The following is a 16,770-nucleotide window of genomic DNA, read 5'->3' on the forward strand; positions in this document are numbered from 1 at the left end:
TATTCCCTCCACTTCTCTTAAGAGCCCCGAGTCAGAAATCCCTTATGGTATCCTCCTCGGTCAATCCGGTATTCTCTATGTTCATTATCGTTACATCGTAACTAATTTCACTGTTCACTATAATAGTAACACGGTCTCCTACCTTATGTCCAAGTAATTGTTTGCCCAAAGGAGACTCAATACTGATGAGGCCTTTTAGGGAGTTCTTCCTCATCGTGGTCACTACCTTGTAGGTTTCAAGGCTGCCGTCATCTTCCATTCTGATGGTAACGGTCTTATTCATTCCTACTTCGTCGTCTTTAGTATTATCGTCTATAACGTGAGCTGTCTTTATCATTCTCTCTAAGAATCTGATCCTGCTCTCATTCTGATTCTTGGCCTTTTTTGCTGCGTAGTACTCGAAGTTCTCCGAGAGATCGCCCTGAGCTCTTGCTTCCTTTACGTGCTCCAAAAGCTCTTTTCTCACAACTACCTTTCTGTGCACGATCTCAGCTTCCATATCTTCGATGTCTTTTTTGGTTAATTCGTTGTTCATTTAAACCCATACCCCTGATCATTTAATTTAAAAGAAAAAGAAGGGTAAAGCCTTGGCTCTACCCTTCCGGAAAATCTGTCTATTACCTGAATCAAGCCTTGCCAACTGATCCAAAGAGCTCCATCTTCTCCTTAACTGTAGCCTTGATAGCCTCAGCGCCGGGAGCAAGAAGCTTACGAGGGTCAAATCCCTTTCCTTCAAGATCCTTGCCTGCCTCGATGTACTTACGAGTAGCGTCTGCGAAGGAAAGCTGGCACTCTGTATTTACGTTGATCTTGGATACGCCAAGGTCAATAGCCTTCTTGATCATGTCTGAAGGAATTCCTGTGCCGCCGTGAAGAACGAGAGGCATTACACCTGTCTGCTGCTGGATTGCATCGAGAACGTCGAATCTAAGTCCGGGCCATCCTTCAGGATACTTACCATGGATGTTACCGATTCCTGCTGCAAGCATATCTACGCCGAGATCAGCGATTCTCTTGCACTCTGCAGGATCAGCGCACTCGCCCATTCCTACAACACCGTCTTCCTCGCCGCCGATTGATCCAACCTCAGCCTCGATTGAAAGGCCAAGCATGTGAGCTGCGTTAACGAGCTCTGAAGTCTTTGCAACGTTCTCCTCGATATCGTAGTGAGAACCGTCGAACATGATGGATGTGAATCCGGCCTTGATGCACTTGTAGCATCCTTCGTATGTGCCGTGGTCAAGATGAAGAGCTACAGGAACAGTGATACCAAGGTTCTTGTCCATCTCTCTTACCATAGCTGCAACTGTGCTGAAACCTGTCATGTACTTACCTGCGCCCTCAGATACACCAAGGATTACAGGGCTCTTAAGTTCTTCTGCTGTTAAAAGAACTGACTTTGTCCACTCAAGGTTGTTAATGTTGAACTGACCAACTGCATAGTGGCCTTCTTTTGCTTTTACAAGCATGTCTTTTGCAGATACTAACATTTTGTTTCTCCCCTTTATATTTGATAGTTTTGATGGTTAAAACCATTATATACTTGTTGTTTTGTTTAATCAAACCCAAAGAAGTTATCTGTCCAGAATTCTTCATCCGTTGTTGCTTCGAAACTATCGTATCGAAGAACGTATCCTGTGTTTCTGGACATTGTAAGGCTCAAAACTCCGTCCGTTACGGTCTTTGTAGTTGGTGAAACGTCAAATCCCGTGCTGTCAGAGACAATCAGCTGCCTGAACCTGGCATCCCTCGGGATTCCCATGGGCCATACCTGAATATCTCTTGTGATCTCGTAATCATTTAAGTTTATTGCAACCACAACAGCCGCGGTTCTGTTGAATCTTCCATAGGCCATGAAGTTGTTCTCGGCATATAGCTCTCTTACGGAACCTGTCTTAAGTTCCGGACATTCCTTGTGAATACGGATCATCTCTTTATGGAAAGCGAGCATCTGCTTATCTTCCTTGCCCCAGGGGTAGGTTCTCCTGTTGTCGGGATCAGTAAATCCGCAGACTCCTGCTTCGTCTCCGTAGTACAGTGTAGGTGCTCCGGGCCAGGTCATCTGTATCATTACAGCCTGTCTCATCACATGCTTTCTGATACCTGTGTCAGCCGATGAAGACATGAGCGTATCGCACCTTCCCACCTTCTGACTGGTCCTTGTAAGGAACCTGGAGTGGTCATGGTTTGAGAGCTCGTTCATGGCTGTGTAGAGAGAAGGCATTGTGAAATTCTCGCCCCCTGCATAGAGCATGGTATCAAAAAACTCTCTGGCATTTCCCACACGTATCGGTCTGAACTCGTCGCTGTGCTTGTCCATTCCTGTAAGGAACCAGGTTACAGGCTCCATAAAAGCGTCATAGTTCATGACGGTATCCCACTCATGGCCATTTAGCCAGCTCTTTGCCGGTCCGTAGTGTTCAGCAAGGATAATGGCCTCAGGATTGGCCTTTTTGACCTCATCCCTGAACCTCTTCCAGAATCTGTGATTGTACTCCTCAGAGTGTCCAAGGTCCGCTGCCACATCAAGTCTCCAGCCGTCGCAGTTATAGGGCTCCGAAACCCACTTTTTGCCTATGCTTATAATGTAGTCCTCAAGCTCTTTTGACCCTTCGTAATTGAGCTTGGGCAGGGTATCGTACCCCCACCAGCCATCATAGCTTGCGTTGTAGGGCCACTTGTCCTGAGAAAATGAGAAATATTTTCGATAAGGGCTTGTGGCTGCCACATAGGCACCCTTCTCATACCCTTTTGCATCCTCGTAGATGAGCTCTCTGTCCAGCCACTTGTTAAAGGATCCGCAGTGGTTGAAGACTCCGTCCAAAATGACTCTTATGTCTCTCTTGTGAGCTTCTGCCACAACCTTGGCAAAGAGCTTGTCAGAGGCCTCGAGGTTCTTTTTATTGGTGACGCGCCTAATATAGCGCTCTGCCCTCTTGTTGTTTTTTTCAAACTGAGGGAGAATGTCGCCACCATCCTCAACAATCTTACCAAAGTGAGGATCGATATGATCATAGTCCTGGATATCGTATTTGTGACAGGACGGAGAAACAAACAATGGATTGAAGTAGATAACCTCTACTCCAAGGTCCTTCAGATAATCAAGTTTGTCCAGTACGCCCTGAAGATCACCCCCGTAGAACTCACAAAAGTCCGTCTTAGGATCGGGGTAGCTCCCCCAGTCATCGACCTTCTTGGCCTTAAATCCGCTGTATGAATACTCTCCGGTCATCACATCGTTAGTCGGGTCGCCGTTACAGAATCTGTCAACGAATATCTGGTACATAACCGCACCTTTGGCCCACTCCGGTGTGGAAAATCCCGGGATAACAAGGAATCTCATACTCTCCATCACGTCAGAAACAGCGCCTCTTTTGTCATAGCGCCAGAAACTTCCGTCTTTTCCTGTAATCTCAAAGTGATATCTGAATGGATCCTTGCCTATATTTATTGAAACGTCAAAGTAATCAAAACCGTTATCAGTCTCGGAGTGCTTCATCTTTCTGCTCTCAGATCCGTACACCAAATAAACCTGCAAAGCCTCCCCATGAGCGCATCTGAATCTGAAATCCGTAATACGCCCGATATCTGGTTCCGCAGGCCTTAGATAATCCAAGGTCATGTCGTGAAAGAATGCCGACTGATTCATAGTAGTTCCTTTAAATATTTTTTCGTATAAAGTAAAAAAGACAGCGGGGTAGCTGTCTTTTTAGAGAAGGTATTTCTTTCTTATGGGGTATAGCAAAAAACTATATAATGTATTGGGGGGTTACGCCTATTATACTAGCATCCCCTCAAACCCACGTAAAGACTAATACTTCACAAATTTGTCAAAAACAGCGTCATGTTTTTGTGCATATTTCACAATCAAAGTTCTACATCCACATCCTCAGTGATGGTGTGGCCTTCAAAGAGGGCTTCAAACTCTTCTCTTCCGATCTTTTCTTTCTCGATCAGAATCTTGGAGCTTGCATGAAGAACGTCCTCATACTGGAGGATGATCTCCTTGGCCTTCTTGTAGCACTTATCAATGATGTTCTTAACTTCCTGGTCAATCTCTCCTGCCACCAGCTCAGAGTGCTTCTTGGTGTGAGAGATGTCATAGCCGATAAATACGTCTTCCTCGTTGTCGTCATAGTTTACGACACCGATATTACCGGACATACCGTACTTGGTAACCATGCTTCTGGCTTCCTGAGTAGCTTTTCTTATGTCACTGGAAGCGCCTGTCGTGATATCAGATTCGCCGAATATGATCTCCTCAGCAATCCTTCCGCCGAGAGAAACCATGATATCCTCAAGCATCTTGCGCTTTGTAAGGAACATATCATCGTTCTCGGGAAGTGGCATTGTATAGCCTGCTGCCCCAAGGCCTGTAGGAATGATGGATACTGTGTGAACAGGGCCAACCTCGGGAAGTACATGGAAGAGGATCGCATGTCCTGTCTCATGGTAAGCGGTGATCTTCTTCTCCTTTTCAGAGATGATCCTGCTGTGCTTCTCTGTTCCTATTCCAACCTGGATAAAGGCCTTGTTTATATCTTCCTGCTTGATGAACTGTCTGTTATCGATGGCTGCCCTTATTGCAGACTCGTTAAGAAGGTTCTCAAGGTCTGCTCCGGTAAATCCTGCTGTGGTCTGTGCCACCTGCTTGATATCTACGTCATCGGAAAGGGGCTTGTTCTTGGCATGAACCTTGAGGATTTCCTCTCTTCCGCCCACATCAGGTCTTGAAACAGTGATCTTTCTGTCAAAACGACCCGGTCTTAAGATAGCAGGATCAAGGATATCTACTCTGTTTGTTGCTGCCATTACGATGATACCTTCGTTGACACCAAAACCATCCATCTCAACAAGGAGCTGGTTCAGTGTCTGCTCTCTCTCATCGTGTCCGCCGCCCATTCCTGTTCCACGTCTTCTTGCTACTGCGTCGATCTCATCGATAAACACGATACATGGAGAATTCTTTTTTGCATCCGCAAAGAGATCTCTTACTCTTGATGCGCCGACACCTACGAACATCTCCACAAAGTCTGAACCTGAAATACTAAAGAACGGAACTCCCGCTTCTCCCGCAACTGCTCTTGCAAGAAGGGTCTTACCTGTTCCGGGAGCACCTTCAAGGAGAACTCCCTTGGGAATTCTTGCTCCAACCTTGGTGAACTTCTCGGGGTCTCTCAAAAACTCGATTATCTCAGCGAGCTGTTCCTTTTCTTCCTTAAGACCTGCCACTTCATTGAGGGTAACCTTGTTTTCCTCACCTGTGGACATTCTGGCTCTGCTCTTTCCAAAGTTCATCATCTTGCTGTTGCCTGAACCCTGGCTCTGAATGTTGGAAAAGAGCGAGAAGATAAATACCATGACTATCAATCCCACAATTATGGGAATTATGCCACTTATAAGTACATTTTCCGAAGGGACATCCTTGACCTCGACGCCTACGCCCTTCTCAGTGAGATACTTCTCAATATCAACAACATCCGTTGAGTAAAAGCTTGCGTCTGTGGTCTCATCCTTAAAGCTTACTCTTACCTGGCCTGTCGGCGTCTCGGAATTAGGTGTGATAACTGCGTACAGAACTCTGTCTGCCTCAACGTCTCTCTCAAGAGAAGCCCTGTTATAAGCAGGTCCTGAATTATCCACCAGTCCTCTTCCGTACTCCAGGACCACAACGGCCACAAGAAGCACGATCACAAAAATAAATATCGAATTAAAGTTCCTTGAACGATTCAACTTGCGTTTTTCCCCTCTTAACAATACTTTCCTTCGGATCAGTTGAACTCAACTACTCCGATATAAGGAAGGTTACGGTATCTCTGGTCATAGTCCAGTCCATATCCAACCACGAATTCATCAGGAATCTCAAATCCTGTGTAATCAACCTTTACATCTGTTACTCTTCTCTCAGGCTTATCAAGAAGTGTGCAGAGCTTGATGCTGGCAGGATCTCTGTCCCCAAGCATCTTGATCAGATATGAAAGGGTTCTGCCTGAATCCACAATATCCTCAACGATAAGTACATGTCTGTCCTTTAAGGGCTCATCAAGGTCTTTTACGATCTTAACTACACCACTGGATTTTGTTGAACTTCCATAACTTGATGCAGACATAAAGTCCATTGTTACAGGAACTGTGATTCTCTTGGCAAGCTCACACATAAAGAAAACACCGCCCTTAAGGACGCATACAAGGTGTACGGTCTCGCCCGCATAATCCCTGCTTATTGCCTCTCCAAGTTCCTTGATCCTCTTGTCTACTTCCTCTTCTGAAAGTAATATACGTACAGATTCAGCCATTACTCTTTCCTCCAGTCTGATTGATATTTATTGATAAAACCCTTTTAGTAGCTTTACTTACCTTGTAAGCATCACTCATTCGATAGCCCGGAACCCACATAACTTCATCCCCGTCACAGAGAATGTATATACTGTCTCTTTCAGGTCTTGGTATCTTCTCATCCGTCATGAACTTGGCCAGTTCCTTGGAATGTAGCTCCCCTCCCTGACTTATCCGGATGATGTCGCCCCGTCTTCGCTTTCGAAATGAAACTGCTTGTATTCTATCATAATCGAACCATTTCGTATATGTCTGTGTGGGGACTTCTTTTTGTTCATCGTAGGAAATTACTGCAATCTGAGCCCTTCCGAGTCCCGGAATGTCTATTTCAGTTTCCTCTCCATCCGCGAGGGACAAGCTTATTTCCTCATCTGAAGTCATCCGGTTTTCCACAGGTCCCAAATAAAGAATATTGTATGTTCTTACAGCTCTAAGACCATAGGGAAGGTCCACCGATGCTGTTCCCGATATGTCATCAGTAAGCCCAAGAACGTCATCCACGTGGACAAATCCAATGTCCTTGCGGCTCTTTACAAGCTCCTCAAATGCCATCAGTACTACGTTTTCCCTGATGATGTCAGCTTCCTTAAGAAGCGCCGTAACGTCAATCTTAACCGCCTCTTCAGAAACCTCAGCAATGTCCTCAAATACCTTACGGGCATAGCTTCTTACAAACTCATCCGCCTTTTCAAAAGAGGCTGCTGCCCTTGCCATGTGACTTACGGCTTTCTGATTTACATTTTCTTCAAACTCCGGGATCAGGCGGTTTCTGATGATATTTCTGGTATGGATATTTTCAAAATTGGTCTTATCTGTGCAAAAAGAGATCTCTTTTTCCCGAAGGTAATTCTCAATCTCATTCCTGTCTGCGCAAAGAAGCGGTCTTATGATGTTGTCCCTCACAGGCCTTATGGCTGCTGCCCCGTGAAGCCCGCACCCCCTCGTCAGGTTCATGAGAAGAGTCTCCGCCACATCGTTTTTGTGATGTGCAACAGCTATGACCCCGGCACCGATCTCTTTTGCAAAAAGCTCGAAGGCCTCGTATCTGGCTCTTCTTCCGGCTTCCTCTTCTGTCAGTTTCAGCTCCCTCGCCATCTTTGGGATGCTTACCTCCACCGATCTAAAGGGGATTTCTCTCTCAAGGCAAAAGGTCCTTGAAAATTCCTCGTCCTCCCCGGCCTCCTGCCTCATCCCGTGATTTAGGTGAATGGCTGCCACCTCGATCTTCAGGACGGCCCTTAGTTCCCAGAGCACGTTTAAAAGAGCTGTGGAGTCCGCTCCTCCTGAGAAGCCGACCACAACCTTATCCCCCGGGGATAACATCCCGTTTTCCTTTATGAAACTAAGTACCTTTGATGTGAATTTGTCCATTAGAATCGTGCTTCTTGAATATCAAAAGCGCAGACTCATACGAACCCCCCGTATAGATGTCTGCGCCTAACTGCTTAGCTATCAGTTATCCGAGTTCTTAAAGATGATCTCTCCCGGATAAACCAGTCCCAGCTTTTCCTTGGCTGTATCCTCTATATACTTACGCGTCTCTGTATAGCGCTCAAACTCAGCGATATCTTCACTTCTCTGATTCTCGTACTCGATCTGCTGCAGAAGCTGCTGTTCCTTTTCCTGATATTCCCTGGCTTTCTGCATAAGTCCGATACTCTTTACAGAAACCACCGTCACAAGAATAAGTACAACGATGCTTGCCCAGACGATACCCGCTCTGTTTGTGAGCCTGCGCCTTTTATAACGAGCTCTCGCCGCCATAATTACCCCCTACTTTCAAACACTATATCACCATTTTTATTGTAATACAGCTAAATGTACCTGTAAAGGTTACTCACATCCTCTTTGTGCACGGTTTCCTGCACGTCAAGGACTTCCACGGAGACATCCTTGTTGCCAAAGCCTATGGTTATCTTATCTCCAACCTTGACCTCTGTTCCTGCCTTGGCGGGCTTTCCGTTTATGGAAACCCTGCCGGCGTCGCAGGCGTCATTGGCCACGGTCCTTCTCTTAATCAGTCGGGTTACTTTTAAATACTTATCAAGTCTCATTATCATTCACCGGATACGGCACTTGCTGCATCGCTTGCTCCTTCGTTTGTACTGCTTTCTTTTGATGCATCCTCGGATGAGCTGCTCTCCTTGGAGGAATCCTCTGATGCCGAGTCTCCTTCCCCTGAAGAATCCTCTGTGGATGCGCTGTCAGATGACGAGCCGGAATCTCCTGCAGGTGCTGAATCCTCGGTAGTTGAAGCATCTCCTGAAGATGATGAATCCTCTGTTGAGGCACTGTCACCACTGTCTGATGAGTCATCCGTGCTGGAAGAGTCGCTGCTTGATGAGGAATCTCCGCTGGATGCGCTGCTTGACGAGGAGGAATCATCGTCTGTCTCAATCTTTACAAGATCAGGGAATGAGTAGGACTTGTTGTCCTCTTCTTTATCCACGTTGATCCTGTAGCTCTTGGTCTCATATCCGTCCATCTTAAGGATGACTTCATGATTTCCGGAAATCTTGTTTATGCTGGTGGGAACAACGCCCACATAGGCGCCGTCAAAATACACCTCAGCTCCATAAGGTTTATCGAAATAAATCTTGTATCCCTTAATCTCTTTGTTTGGTTTATCCTCTTCCGAAGAGGAATTGCTGCTGACTGTGGCTGCCTTGGAAGCTGCAGAGCTTGATTCACCAAAGTCTATTGTGCCGACAGGATAGCTTGTCAGTGTTGATGCGCTGCTGCTTGAACCCACCGAAGTAGAAGCATCCTCGCTTGATGCGTCCGCTGCTGCATCGGAGTCTTTTTCCAGTTCTATCTGAATAACTGCCTTGGCTGTTCCAACCTTGAGATACTTATTCTGGGTAACATAACCGTCTGCAAGGACTTTCAGGGTGTGATAGCCGTAATTGATGCTCTGTGGAACTCCTGTAAGAGCCCTTTCTCCGTCAACAAAGACCTCAGCGTCTTCCGGGATGATCTCAAAGGTGATCAGTGACTCTTTTGGCTTTGATATGGATACTCTTCCCGTATCAACCACGGTTTCCTGATTGCGACTGATGTTTACCTCAGTCTGATAGCTTGCGCCGTTACCAAGGATCTGGAGATTGTAATCTCCCTCCGGGGCGCTGAGCATCATGTTCGGAGAAATCTTGTGTATTACCTCGTTGTCAAGCTCAAGCCATGCTCCCACAAGGCTGTGGTCCTCAACAGTGTCCGAAGAAAGGCTCACATAGCCATGTCCGCTTGTGACAACCACGCTGTAAATATCTTTTCCAATACCACTGACTGTAATTCTGTCTGTATCAAGTACATCCTCAGCAAGAGCAAGTTCGCCTTCAGCCATGACCAGAGTCCTTGCATCTATTTTGTAGATATCTCCCTGGATCCTTGCTGTTCCGTCACCCCTTACAAGGTCATGGTTTCTTGTGTTTTCCACAACCCAGGCATCAGATGAAACATTTAATGTTGTAATATGCTTGCTGCTCTTAAGGAAAGTGACATCAACAATCTCTCCAACCTCTAAAAGAGATGCCGACAAAACCGTTCCCCTGGCATCATACATCATGCTCGTGTTGTCATAGGAGAGGGTGTAGGTCTTGCCTGTCTGATGATTCCTGAATCTTATGAGCTTTTTGGTGGTGTCGATCTCTCTGATGGCCGCAGTATCTGCAGAATCATACTTGCCGATAAGTGAAACAGTGATCTTATCAGCATTGTCTGCCGCCCTGGTTATGCTCTGCGGCGAAGAGACAAGCATGCCCAACGATAATGTAATTGCAAGTAGTGCCCTGAGTATTCTTTTAGTCGTAATCATGGTTCTCCCGTTCCACATGATCCTTCATGTATTCTTCTCTTAGGCGCTCCGGCTTAAGCAAATACTCCTTGGTGTTGTGCTCGGGATGCTCAATGACGTCCATCAGCATCGCACTAAGGATGTTTCCCAGAGTCTTACCGGGGGCAATCCCCAGATCAATGAGGTCCTTCCCCTTGACTGCCAGGTTCTTAAGGTTAACACAGTCCTTCCTGTCTAAAATCTCCTTGTATACAGCTTTACACTGCTCAATGACCTGCAACTTATCATCTCTTTGATAATCGCTCTGGGCCATGGTATCTGCATATCTGACCTCAAAAAGCAGAGGGAAATCTTCTTCTCCCACACGGGCCATGGCTCTTCTGATACTGGAAGCCTTGGGCGGAAACCTGTAATCGTGGTAGAGAACCAGGTTGCAGACCCTGTCCATGGTATCTCTGTCAAACTTAAGGCGCCTGAAGATCTTTTTTGCGATCTCAGCGCTGACCAGGTCATGGTTGTAGAAGTGATGAACTCCCTCGTCATCTATCTCCATTGTATCAGGTTTTCCCATATCATGCATCAGCATTGTAAGGCGCAAAACCTTGTCAGGACGCACATTCTTCATGGCTTCCACCGTGTGATCCCCGACGTTGTACATGTGGTGGATATTCTCCTGGGGCGTATCCATGCATTTATCGAATTCAGGAAGGATCACCGCGGTTATTCCCAGCTCGTAAGCCATCTTGATCTTCTCCGGATGGGGAGATTGCAGGAGCTTCACCAGCTCTGTCTGAATTCTCTCGGCGCTGATCTTTGAGAGGGTAGGAGCAAGCTCTTTTATGGCTTTCTTCGTCTCTTCTTCGATCTCATAGTCAAGCTGAGCGGCAAATCTCACAGCTCTCATGATCCTCAGGGCATCCTCAGAAAACCTCTCCCTTGGATTCCCGACGCACCTTATGATATGGTCCTCTAAATCCTTTTTGCCATCAAACCTGTCGATCAGACCCTCTTCCTCATTGTAAGCCATGGCGTTTATGGTAAAATCCCTGCGCATCATGTCTTCATAGAGGTCCCTTGTAAATGTGACCTCCTTGGGGTGACGGCCGTCCTCGTAAATTCCATCAATCCTGTAGGTGGTTACCTCATACCCCTCTTTTCCCATCATCACCGTAACGGTTCCGTGCTCTATACCGGTGTCGATGGTTCTTTTAAAGAGTTTCTTGGTATCCTGAGGAAGCGCATTAGTGGTGATGTCCCAGTCCTCCGGAGTTCTTCCTAAGAGGGCATCACGAACACAGCCACCCACTATATAAGCCTCAAAACCTGCCTTGTGCATGGTGTCGAGAATGAATTTTGCATTTTCCGGTATTGTAATCTTCATACCTTCATAATAGCCTATAGGCCTGATTTTGTGAATATTTGCTAGGAATTTTGTCATTAAGGTTATATACTAAATATATGTAATAATGAGGAAAAGTTTATGAAATTTTGGGACTATAGTCGCTATGATAAATTGGCGGCAATACTGCTGCTCATAATATCAGTTATTGCAATTTTCTTTATTTCAGATACTTTCTTTAAACCGGGATCCGGGATCTACAGCCTGAACGATGGCTGGGAGATCTCTTTAAATGGTGTCCCGTACTCTTCGGATTCACTTCTCGATGCAGGTCTTGGCCTTATTGACGAAGGTGATGTGGTGATCCTTAGCCGCAAACTTCCTGATTTCAAGCTCGAGAACCCCTGTCTTATCATGTATTCCATCCACGCTTTGGTAGATGTATATCTCGATAATGAGCTGATCTATTCCTTCGGTCATGACTACTATGAAAACGACCGTACCGTCCCCAAGCGCTACAATTACATTGCCCTGGGACAGGATTATCTGGGAAAAGAGCTTAGGATTGCCATTTCCGGTACCAGAACCCGGTCATTTTCAGGCGCCTCTCCCATAACTGTCGGTGAAAGACGCGACATTCTGACCTATCACATCTCTGGCATGCGATCAAATATAATAATCGGTGACTTTTTGATGATCCTGGGCCTTGCCTTGATGATCCTCTCTCCCTACATGGTTATTTACCACAGCAATGACTTAAGACTCTTCTTCAGTGGTCTTATATCACTACTTCTTGGTCTGTTCATATACTCTTTCTACGGACTTATCGATCTTCTGTGCAACAATCCGAGCCTTAACACCATTTGCGAATATTCTTCAATGTACAATATTCCGACAGCCATCATCGGATACTTCATGTCCATCTCAACAGATAAGCTAAAGAAGATATTCAGAGCACTTTTTGTTGCAAATGTTCTGGTATTCCTTTCGGTATTCTTCTTTACCGTCATTGCAAGCCGCAGGATCTTCGAATTTACACCTATGCTTCAGGGGCTTGCCCTTTTTGAGGCAATCGTCTGCACCGTAATAATCATAAGAGCTGCAGCAAAACTATTTAAGGATCCGGATTTCCGTCTGATTTCCTCCGACAATGTCTTTTCCGCAGGTCTTATCATTTTCACGCTTTTGTCGGTTGTTGACATCTTCAGATACAACTACACCAAGTACTTCTCAAAGCAGGGTGAATCATCAACTACCATCGCATTCTTCACCGCAGGCGCCGTACTTCTTGTTTGTTCGCTCCTTATTAGTTATCTGCTTTACATCATCTACAACTCAAACCTTCAGTCCATGCAAAGCAAGATATCTTCCCTTGCATACACGGATCCTCTTACGGGACTGGCCAACAGAGCACGTTGTGAGCAGGTAATGGATCTGCTTACAAAAGAGCGCGCTCAGTACACCATAATAAGTCTCGACCTCAACAAACTAAAGCACGTCAACGACACCCTTGGCCATCATGAGGGCGACAGGCTTCTGTCCGGCTTTGCAACCATACTCTCCGACTGCTTTTTGGATGCTAACCTTGTAGGAAGAATGGGCGGTGATGAGTTTATCGTAATCCTCACAGAAGAAAGAGCCCTTAGCACCACCAAGAGGATACACGAGCTCTACTCGATGATCAGCGACTGGAATCACAAAGAGCAGGTATTCCAATACAGTGCGTCCTACGGCTATGCCTACAGCTACGAAGTCCCCAGCGGATCCGCTCAGGAGGTCTACATGCTGGCTGACAGCCGTATGTATGAGATGAAGAGAGAGCATCAGTCTGACAAGCGTAAGGAGGTGATAAAGAATGCGTAAATTCTTATCTTTCCTTACTTTAGCCCTGGCTCTACTTGCACTGTTCTTTACGTTTGCAGCATTTTTCTTTTCCTTTAAGCCAACGCACCCTATTATGAAACTCGAAAAGGGCTGGACTGTAACCTACAGAAACCAGCAGTACTTAAACACTAATCTTGAGCACATGAGCACGCAGGTGGGAGCTTCATTCTCGAGAGGCGACGTGGTCTACCTGAATCAGACAGCGCCTCTTGTTGATATTCATTGTGATTTTCCTTACCTCGCCTTTAAGACAAGATACTGCTACTATGAGATATTCCTGGATGAAGAGCTCATAAACAGCACAGTTCCTGAGACTTCGTCAAATAAAGAGTTTATCGGTGTAGGCTACAATTTCATCCCGCTTCCTGACAACTACGTGGGTAAAAGACTTACCATCAGACTCTACGTTACCGAAAACGACACAAGAGCCGACATAATCACGCCTGTAATAGGAGATTTCGATGACATTTACAGAGATATGATCCATTCAATGATCTATCCCTTCACTATAGGTCTTTTCATGTTGATGTTCGGTGAGGTATTCCTGATAATATCCCTGCTCTTCTACATCAGGTCAGCCGGCGTTACTACGCAGATACTATGCTCCGTCCTCAATATCGTTCTTGGTTTCTGGCTGCTTACTGCCTTTGACGTTACAGACTTTGTGCTTCCACCTGCCATAAATACCACGCTGGAGTTCTGCACTATGTACCTGATTACGCCGCTTATCTATGCCATAGTCTTTGACCTCCACAGGCGCTGGGAAAACAGGATACTGGTAGTAATGGGTCTGTCAACTCTTGCCTTTACGCTTGCTTTCATGTTCCTGCACTTCTTGAATGTCGTGCACATTAATCATTTCCAGTACCCCTACTACTTCATTTCTACAGTAGGTATGTTCATACTGGGAGCCTATGTCTACATGGACTTAAAGAGCAAAAGCCACAACTCCTCGCGGTTGATCTTAATGTGCGGCGTAACTTTCATGGCAATATCACTGTTTGGCTATATAATAGCCGCCGTGCTTCACCAGTATATAGGCTTTGCCAACACTCCGATCATTTCCGCCATTATGCCCACCGGAGTTATGTTCTTCGTATTTATGCAGCTGCTCAATTACTTTGTTTATATGACACACTCTTTTGCCCAGAAAAAAGAGTATGCAGCCCTTACCAAGATTGCCTATATCGACAATCTCACCGGCCTTCCCAACAGAGTCAGCTGCGACGAAAGGCTTGTTACCTTTAATAAGTCAGATAAGAATTTCTGCCTGCTCAGCCTTGATCTTAACGGTCTAAAAGAAGTCAACGACAATGCCGGCCATCCTGCCGGGGATAAACTTCTTAAGTCCTTTGCGGATACGCTTAAAGCAGTTATTGGTGATCTTGGAGTCTGTACCAGAATCGGCGGAGACGAATTTTTGGTGCTGATTGAAAAGACAACTCCGATAGAGCTTGATAAAAGACTTGTTAAACTGGATCAGGAACTCTTAGAGCTTGATAAAAAAGTTCCCGACGTAAACCACAGCGTATCCTATGGCTATGCCTTCAGAGATGAGACAGAAGATGGGGATACACATTCCGTATTCATGCTGGCTGATCAGAGAATGTATGACTACAAGAGAGCTCACTACGCAAACATGATGAAGAGATAAAAAAAGGACGCGCATTAATACGCGCGTCCCCAATATACCATTTTGGTTGCAGGCTTTCCGCACATTACACATGTGTCGGAGAGCTTTTCTTGTTCAAAAGGAATACATCTGCTGGTAGCTGAGAACTCTTCCTTGATCTTGTCCTCACACTCCTGGCATCCGCACCACATAGCCTTTACAAAGCCCTTGGTCTCCTTGAAGGCCTCTGCGAACTCCTCTTTGTTGTGAGCTGCGAAGGTGTGCTCTGCAAGGTGCTTCTTAGCTCTCTCGAACATATCCTTCTGGATTGTATCAAGAAGCTCGCCAACCTTAGCTGAAACCTCTGAGATAGCACATTCGATCTTCTCTCTTGTGTCTCTTCTTACAAGTACGCACTTACCTGCCTCAAGATCCTTAGGTCCGATCTCGACACGAACAGGAATACCTCTCATCTCCTGCTCAGCGAACTTAAATCCCGGTGTTCTGTCGGAATCGTCTGTCTTTACTCTATAATCTGAAAGGCTCTTTGCGATATCGTAAGCTGCATCAAGAACGCCTTCCTTCTTCTGCTGGATAGGAATAACAACTACCTGTACAGGAGCGATCTTAGGAGGTACTACAAGACCTGAATTGTCGCCGTGTACCATGATCATGGCACCGATTGTACGTGTTGTAAGTCCCCAGGATGTCTGACATACATAGTGAAGCTGATTGTCTTTTCCTGCGTACTGGATTCCGAAAGCCTTTGCAAAGCCGTCACCGAAGTTGTGGCTTGTTGCGCTCTGAAGAGCACGTCCGTCATGCATAAGTGCCTCTACTGTATAAGTAGCCTCAGCACCTGCGAATTTCTCTTTATCTGTCTTGCGTCCCTTAACAACAGGAATAGCCATGTCGTTCTCAAGGAAATCAGCATAGACATTAAGCATCTGCTGTGTTCTCTCCTCAGCCTCTTCCATTGTTGCGTGAGCTGTGTGTCCTTCCTGCCAGAGGAACTCTCTGCTTCTAAGGAAAGGTCTAGTCTCTTTCTCCCAACGAACAACGCTGCACCACTGGTTGAGAACCTGTGGAAGATCCTTGTAGGAGTGGATCTCTCCCTTGTAGTAGTCGCAAAACAGTGTCTCTGATGTAGGACGTACGCAGTATCTCTCTGTAAGAGGCTCAAGTCCTCCGTGAGTTACCCATGCTACCTCAGGAGCAAAGCCCTCTACGTGATCCTTCTCCTTCTGAAGAAGTGACTCGGGAATGAACATAGGAAGGTATGCGTTCTGAACGCCTGTCTCCTTAAATCTTGCATCGAGGTGCTTCTGAATAAGCTCCCAGATTGCATAGCCTGCAGGCTTGATAACCATGCATCCCTTGATGTTTGAGTAGCTTACAAGGTCTGCCTTGATACATACGTCTGTGTACCATTGTGTGAAATCTTCATCCATGGATGTGATCTCAGAAACGAGTTTCTTGTTGTCTGCCATAATTTCTCCTCTCTCTTTCGTTATGAAGTGGATACGAGGTTGTTTAAGCTAAAAAAATAAGCCTTCGCATCCCTAAAAACAGGGACCGAAAGCTCGGCGGTACCACCCTATTTAAATCCGCAAAAGCAGATTTCACTTCATTTGTGCCCTTAACGCGGGTAACGCTGTATTTATGCTGACGCTTTCATACAGGACTCCAAGGCGGGTTCGCTGTTTTTCCGTAAGAGCCTCACACCAAACGGCCCTCTCTCTGAAACGTGATTGCAGTTACTATTCCTCTTCAACGTCGATTTATTTATTTCACTCATTCTAGTTT

13 protein-coding genes and 1 other annotated feature are annotated in these 16,770 nt (G+C 45.9%); of the genes, 2 read left to right on the forward strand and 11 right to left on the reverse strand.

Annotated elements, in window-relative coordinates:
* Positions 1–31: 31 nt before the first annotated feature.
* The 10 genes from G632_RS0104990 to G632_RS0105035 all read right to left on the reverse strand — a co-directional run bounded on the left by G632_RS0104990 (position 32) and on the right by G632_RS0105035 (position 11,510).
* Entirely contained in the window at positions 32–535 is a 504-nt protein-coding gene (locus G632_RS0104990) for a GreA/GreB family elongation factor (RefSeq protein ID WP_022767931.1), read from the reverse strand.
* 91 nt (positions 536–626) lie between these two features.
* Complete coding sequence (fba, locus tag G632_RS0104995) at positions 627–1,490, reverse strand: class II fructose-1,6-bisphosphate aldolase (protein WP_022767932.1); 864 nt, start codon at positions 1,488–1,490, stop codon at positions 627–629.
* A gap of 65 nt (positions 1,491–1,555) precedes the next feature.
* Positions 1,556–3,649: an alpha-glycosidase gene (locus tag G632_RS0105000; protein ID WP_022767933.1), complete on the reverse strand. Its 2,094-nt coding sequence runs from the start codon at positions 3,647–3,649 to the stop codon at positions 1,556–1,558.
* A gap of 218 nt (positions 3,650–3,867) precedes the next feature.
* The gene (gene ftsH / locus G632_RS0105005) at positions 3,868–5,733 is read right to left on the reverse strand and encodes an ATP-dependent zinc metalloprotease FtsH (RefSeq protein ID WP_022767934.1); all 1,866 of its coding nucleotides are present in this window, start codon (positions 5,731–5,733) and stop codon (positions 3,868–3,870) included.
* 38 nt (positions 5,734–5,771) lie between these two features.
* The gene (gene hpt / locus G632_RS0105010; RefSeq protein WP_022764867.1) at positions 5,772–6,296 is read right to left on the reverse strand and encodes a hypoxanthine phosphoribosyltransferase; all 525 of its coding nucleotides are present in this window, start codon (positions 6,294–6,296) and stop codon (positions 5,772–5,774) included.
* Positions 6,289–7,707 (reverse strand): tRNA lysidine(34) synthetase TilS, encoded by a 1,419-nt coding sequence (gene tilS, locus G632_RS18885; RefSeq protein WP_022767935.1) that lies wholly within the window; start codon positions 7,705–7,707, stop codon positions 6,289–6,291. The genes hpt and tilS overlap by 8 nt, the downstream gene beginning before the upstream one ends.
* Positions 7,708–7,788: 81 nt before the next feature.
* A complete protein-coding gene (locus G632_RS0105020) occupies positions 7,789–8,100 on the reverse strand; it encodes a septum formation initiator family protein (protein ID WP_022767936.1) in 312 nt (103 codons plus the stop codon).
* 50 nt (positions 8,101–8,150) lie between these two features.
* Positions 8,151–8,390, reverse strand: coding sequence for an RNA-binding S4 domain-containing protein (locus tag G632_RS0105025; protein ID WP_026512395.1), 240 nt, complete (start codon positions 8,388–8,390; stop codon positions 8,151–8,153).
* A gap of 2 nt (positions 8,391–8,392) precedes the next feature.
* Positions 8,393–10,150: a PEGA domain-containing protein gene (locus tag G632_RS0105030; RefSeq protein ID WP_022767938.1), complete on the reverse strand. Its 1,758-nt coding sequence runs from the start codon at positions 10,148–10,150 to the stop codon at positions 8,393–8,395.
* Positions 10,137–11,510, reverse strand: a complete 1,374-nt coding sequence (locus tag G632_RS0105035; RefSeq protein WP_022767939.1) for a CCA tRNA nucleotidyltransferase — start codon at positions 11,508–11,510, stop codon at positions 10,137–10,139. Before G632_RS0105035 ends, G632_RS0105030 begins: the two co-directional genes overlap by 14 nt.
* Before the next feature lie 99 nt (positions 11,511–11,609).
* Here G632_RS0105035 and G632_RS0105040 point away from each other — a divergent pair, with 99 nt between their 5' ends.
* Positions 11,610–13,331 (forward strand): GGDEF domain-containing protein, encoded by a 1,722-nt coding sequence (locus G632_RS0105040; RefSeq protein ID WP_022767940.1) that lies wholly within the window; start codon positions 11,610–11,612, stop codon positions 13,329–13,331.
* The gene (locus G632_RS0105045; protein ID WP_022767941.1) at positions 13,324–15,006 is read left to right on the forward strand and encodes a diguanylate cyclase domain-containing protein; all 1,683 of its coding nucleotides are present in this window, start codon (positions 13,324–13,326) and stop codon (positions 15,004–15,006) included. Before G632_RS0105040 ends, G632_RS0105045 begins: the two co-directional genes overlap by 8 nt.
* 14 nt (positions 15,007–15,020) lie before the next feature.
* Here the strand turns inward: G632_RS0105045 and proS are convergent, their stop codons facing one another.
* Entirely contained in the window at positions 15,021–16,454 is a 1,434-nt protein-coding gene (proS, locus tag G632_RS0105050) for a proline--tRNA ligase (RefSeq protein ID WP_022767942.1), read from the reverse strand.
* Positions 16,455–16,531: 77 nt separating this feature from the next.
* Positions 16,532–16,747, reverse strand: a binding site (T-box leader).
* Positions 16,748–16,770 lie beyond the last annotated feature (23 nt).

This window comes from Butyrivibrio sp. NC2007, assembly GCF_000421405.1.
Lineage (GTDB): Bacteria > Bacillota > Clostridia > Lachnospirales > Lachnospiraceae > Butyrivibrio.

What these genes read in the sequence shown, in the direction of transcription:
- G632_RS0104990 (WP_022767931.1), bottom strand. Translation starts at nt 535, where the DNA reads ATGAACAACGAATTAACCAAAAAAGACATCGAAGATATGGAAGCTGAG.
- G632_RS0105000 (WP_022767933.1), bottom strand. Translation starts at nt 3,649, where the DNA reads ATGAATCAGTCGGCATTCTTTCACGACATGACCTTGGATTATCTAAGG.
- fba (WP_022767932.1), bottom strand. Translation starts at nt 1,490, where the DNA reads ATGTTAGTATCTGCAAAAGACATGCTTGTAAAAGCAAAAGAAGGCCAC.
- G632_RS0105035 (WP_022767939.1), bottom strand. Translation starts at nt 11,510, where the DNA reads ATGAAGATTACAATACCGGAAAATGCAAAATTCATTCTCGACACCATG.
- G632_RS0105045 (WP_022767941.1), top strand. Translation starts at nt 13,324, where the DNA reads ATGCGTAAATTCTTATCTTTCCTTACTTTAGCCCTGGCTCTACTTGCA.
- G632_RS0105030 (WP_022767938.1), bottom strand. Translation starts at nt 10,150, where the DNA reads ATGATTACGACTAAAAGAATACTCAGGGCACTACTTGCAATTACATTA.
- tilS (WP_022767935.1), bottom strand. Translation starts at nt 7,707, where the DNA reads ATGGACAAATTCACATCAAAGGTACTTAGTTTCATAAAGGAAAACGGG.
- proS (WP_022767942.1), bottom strand. Translation starts at nt 16,454, where the DNA reads ATGGCAGACAACAAGAAACTCGTTTCTGAGATCACATCCATGGATGAA.
- G632_RS0105040 (WP_022767940.1), top strand. Translation starts at nt 11,610, where the DNA reads ATGAAATTTTGGGACTATAGTCGCTATGATAAATTGGCGGCAATACTG.
- G632_RS0105020 (WP_022767936.1), bottom strand. Translation starts at nt 8,100, where the DNA reads ATGGCGGCGAGAGCTCGTTATAAAAGGCGCAGGCTCACAAACAGAGCG.
- G632_RS0105025 (WP_026512395.1), bottom strand. Translation starts at nt 8,390, where the DNA reads ATGAGACTTGATAAGTATTTAAAAGTAACCCGACTGATTAAGAGAAGG.
- hpt (WP_022764867.1), bottom strand. Translation starts at nt 6,296, where the DNA reads ATGGCTGAATCTGTACGTATATTACTTTCAGAAGAGGAAGTAGACAAG.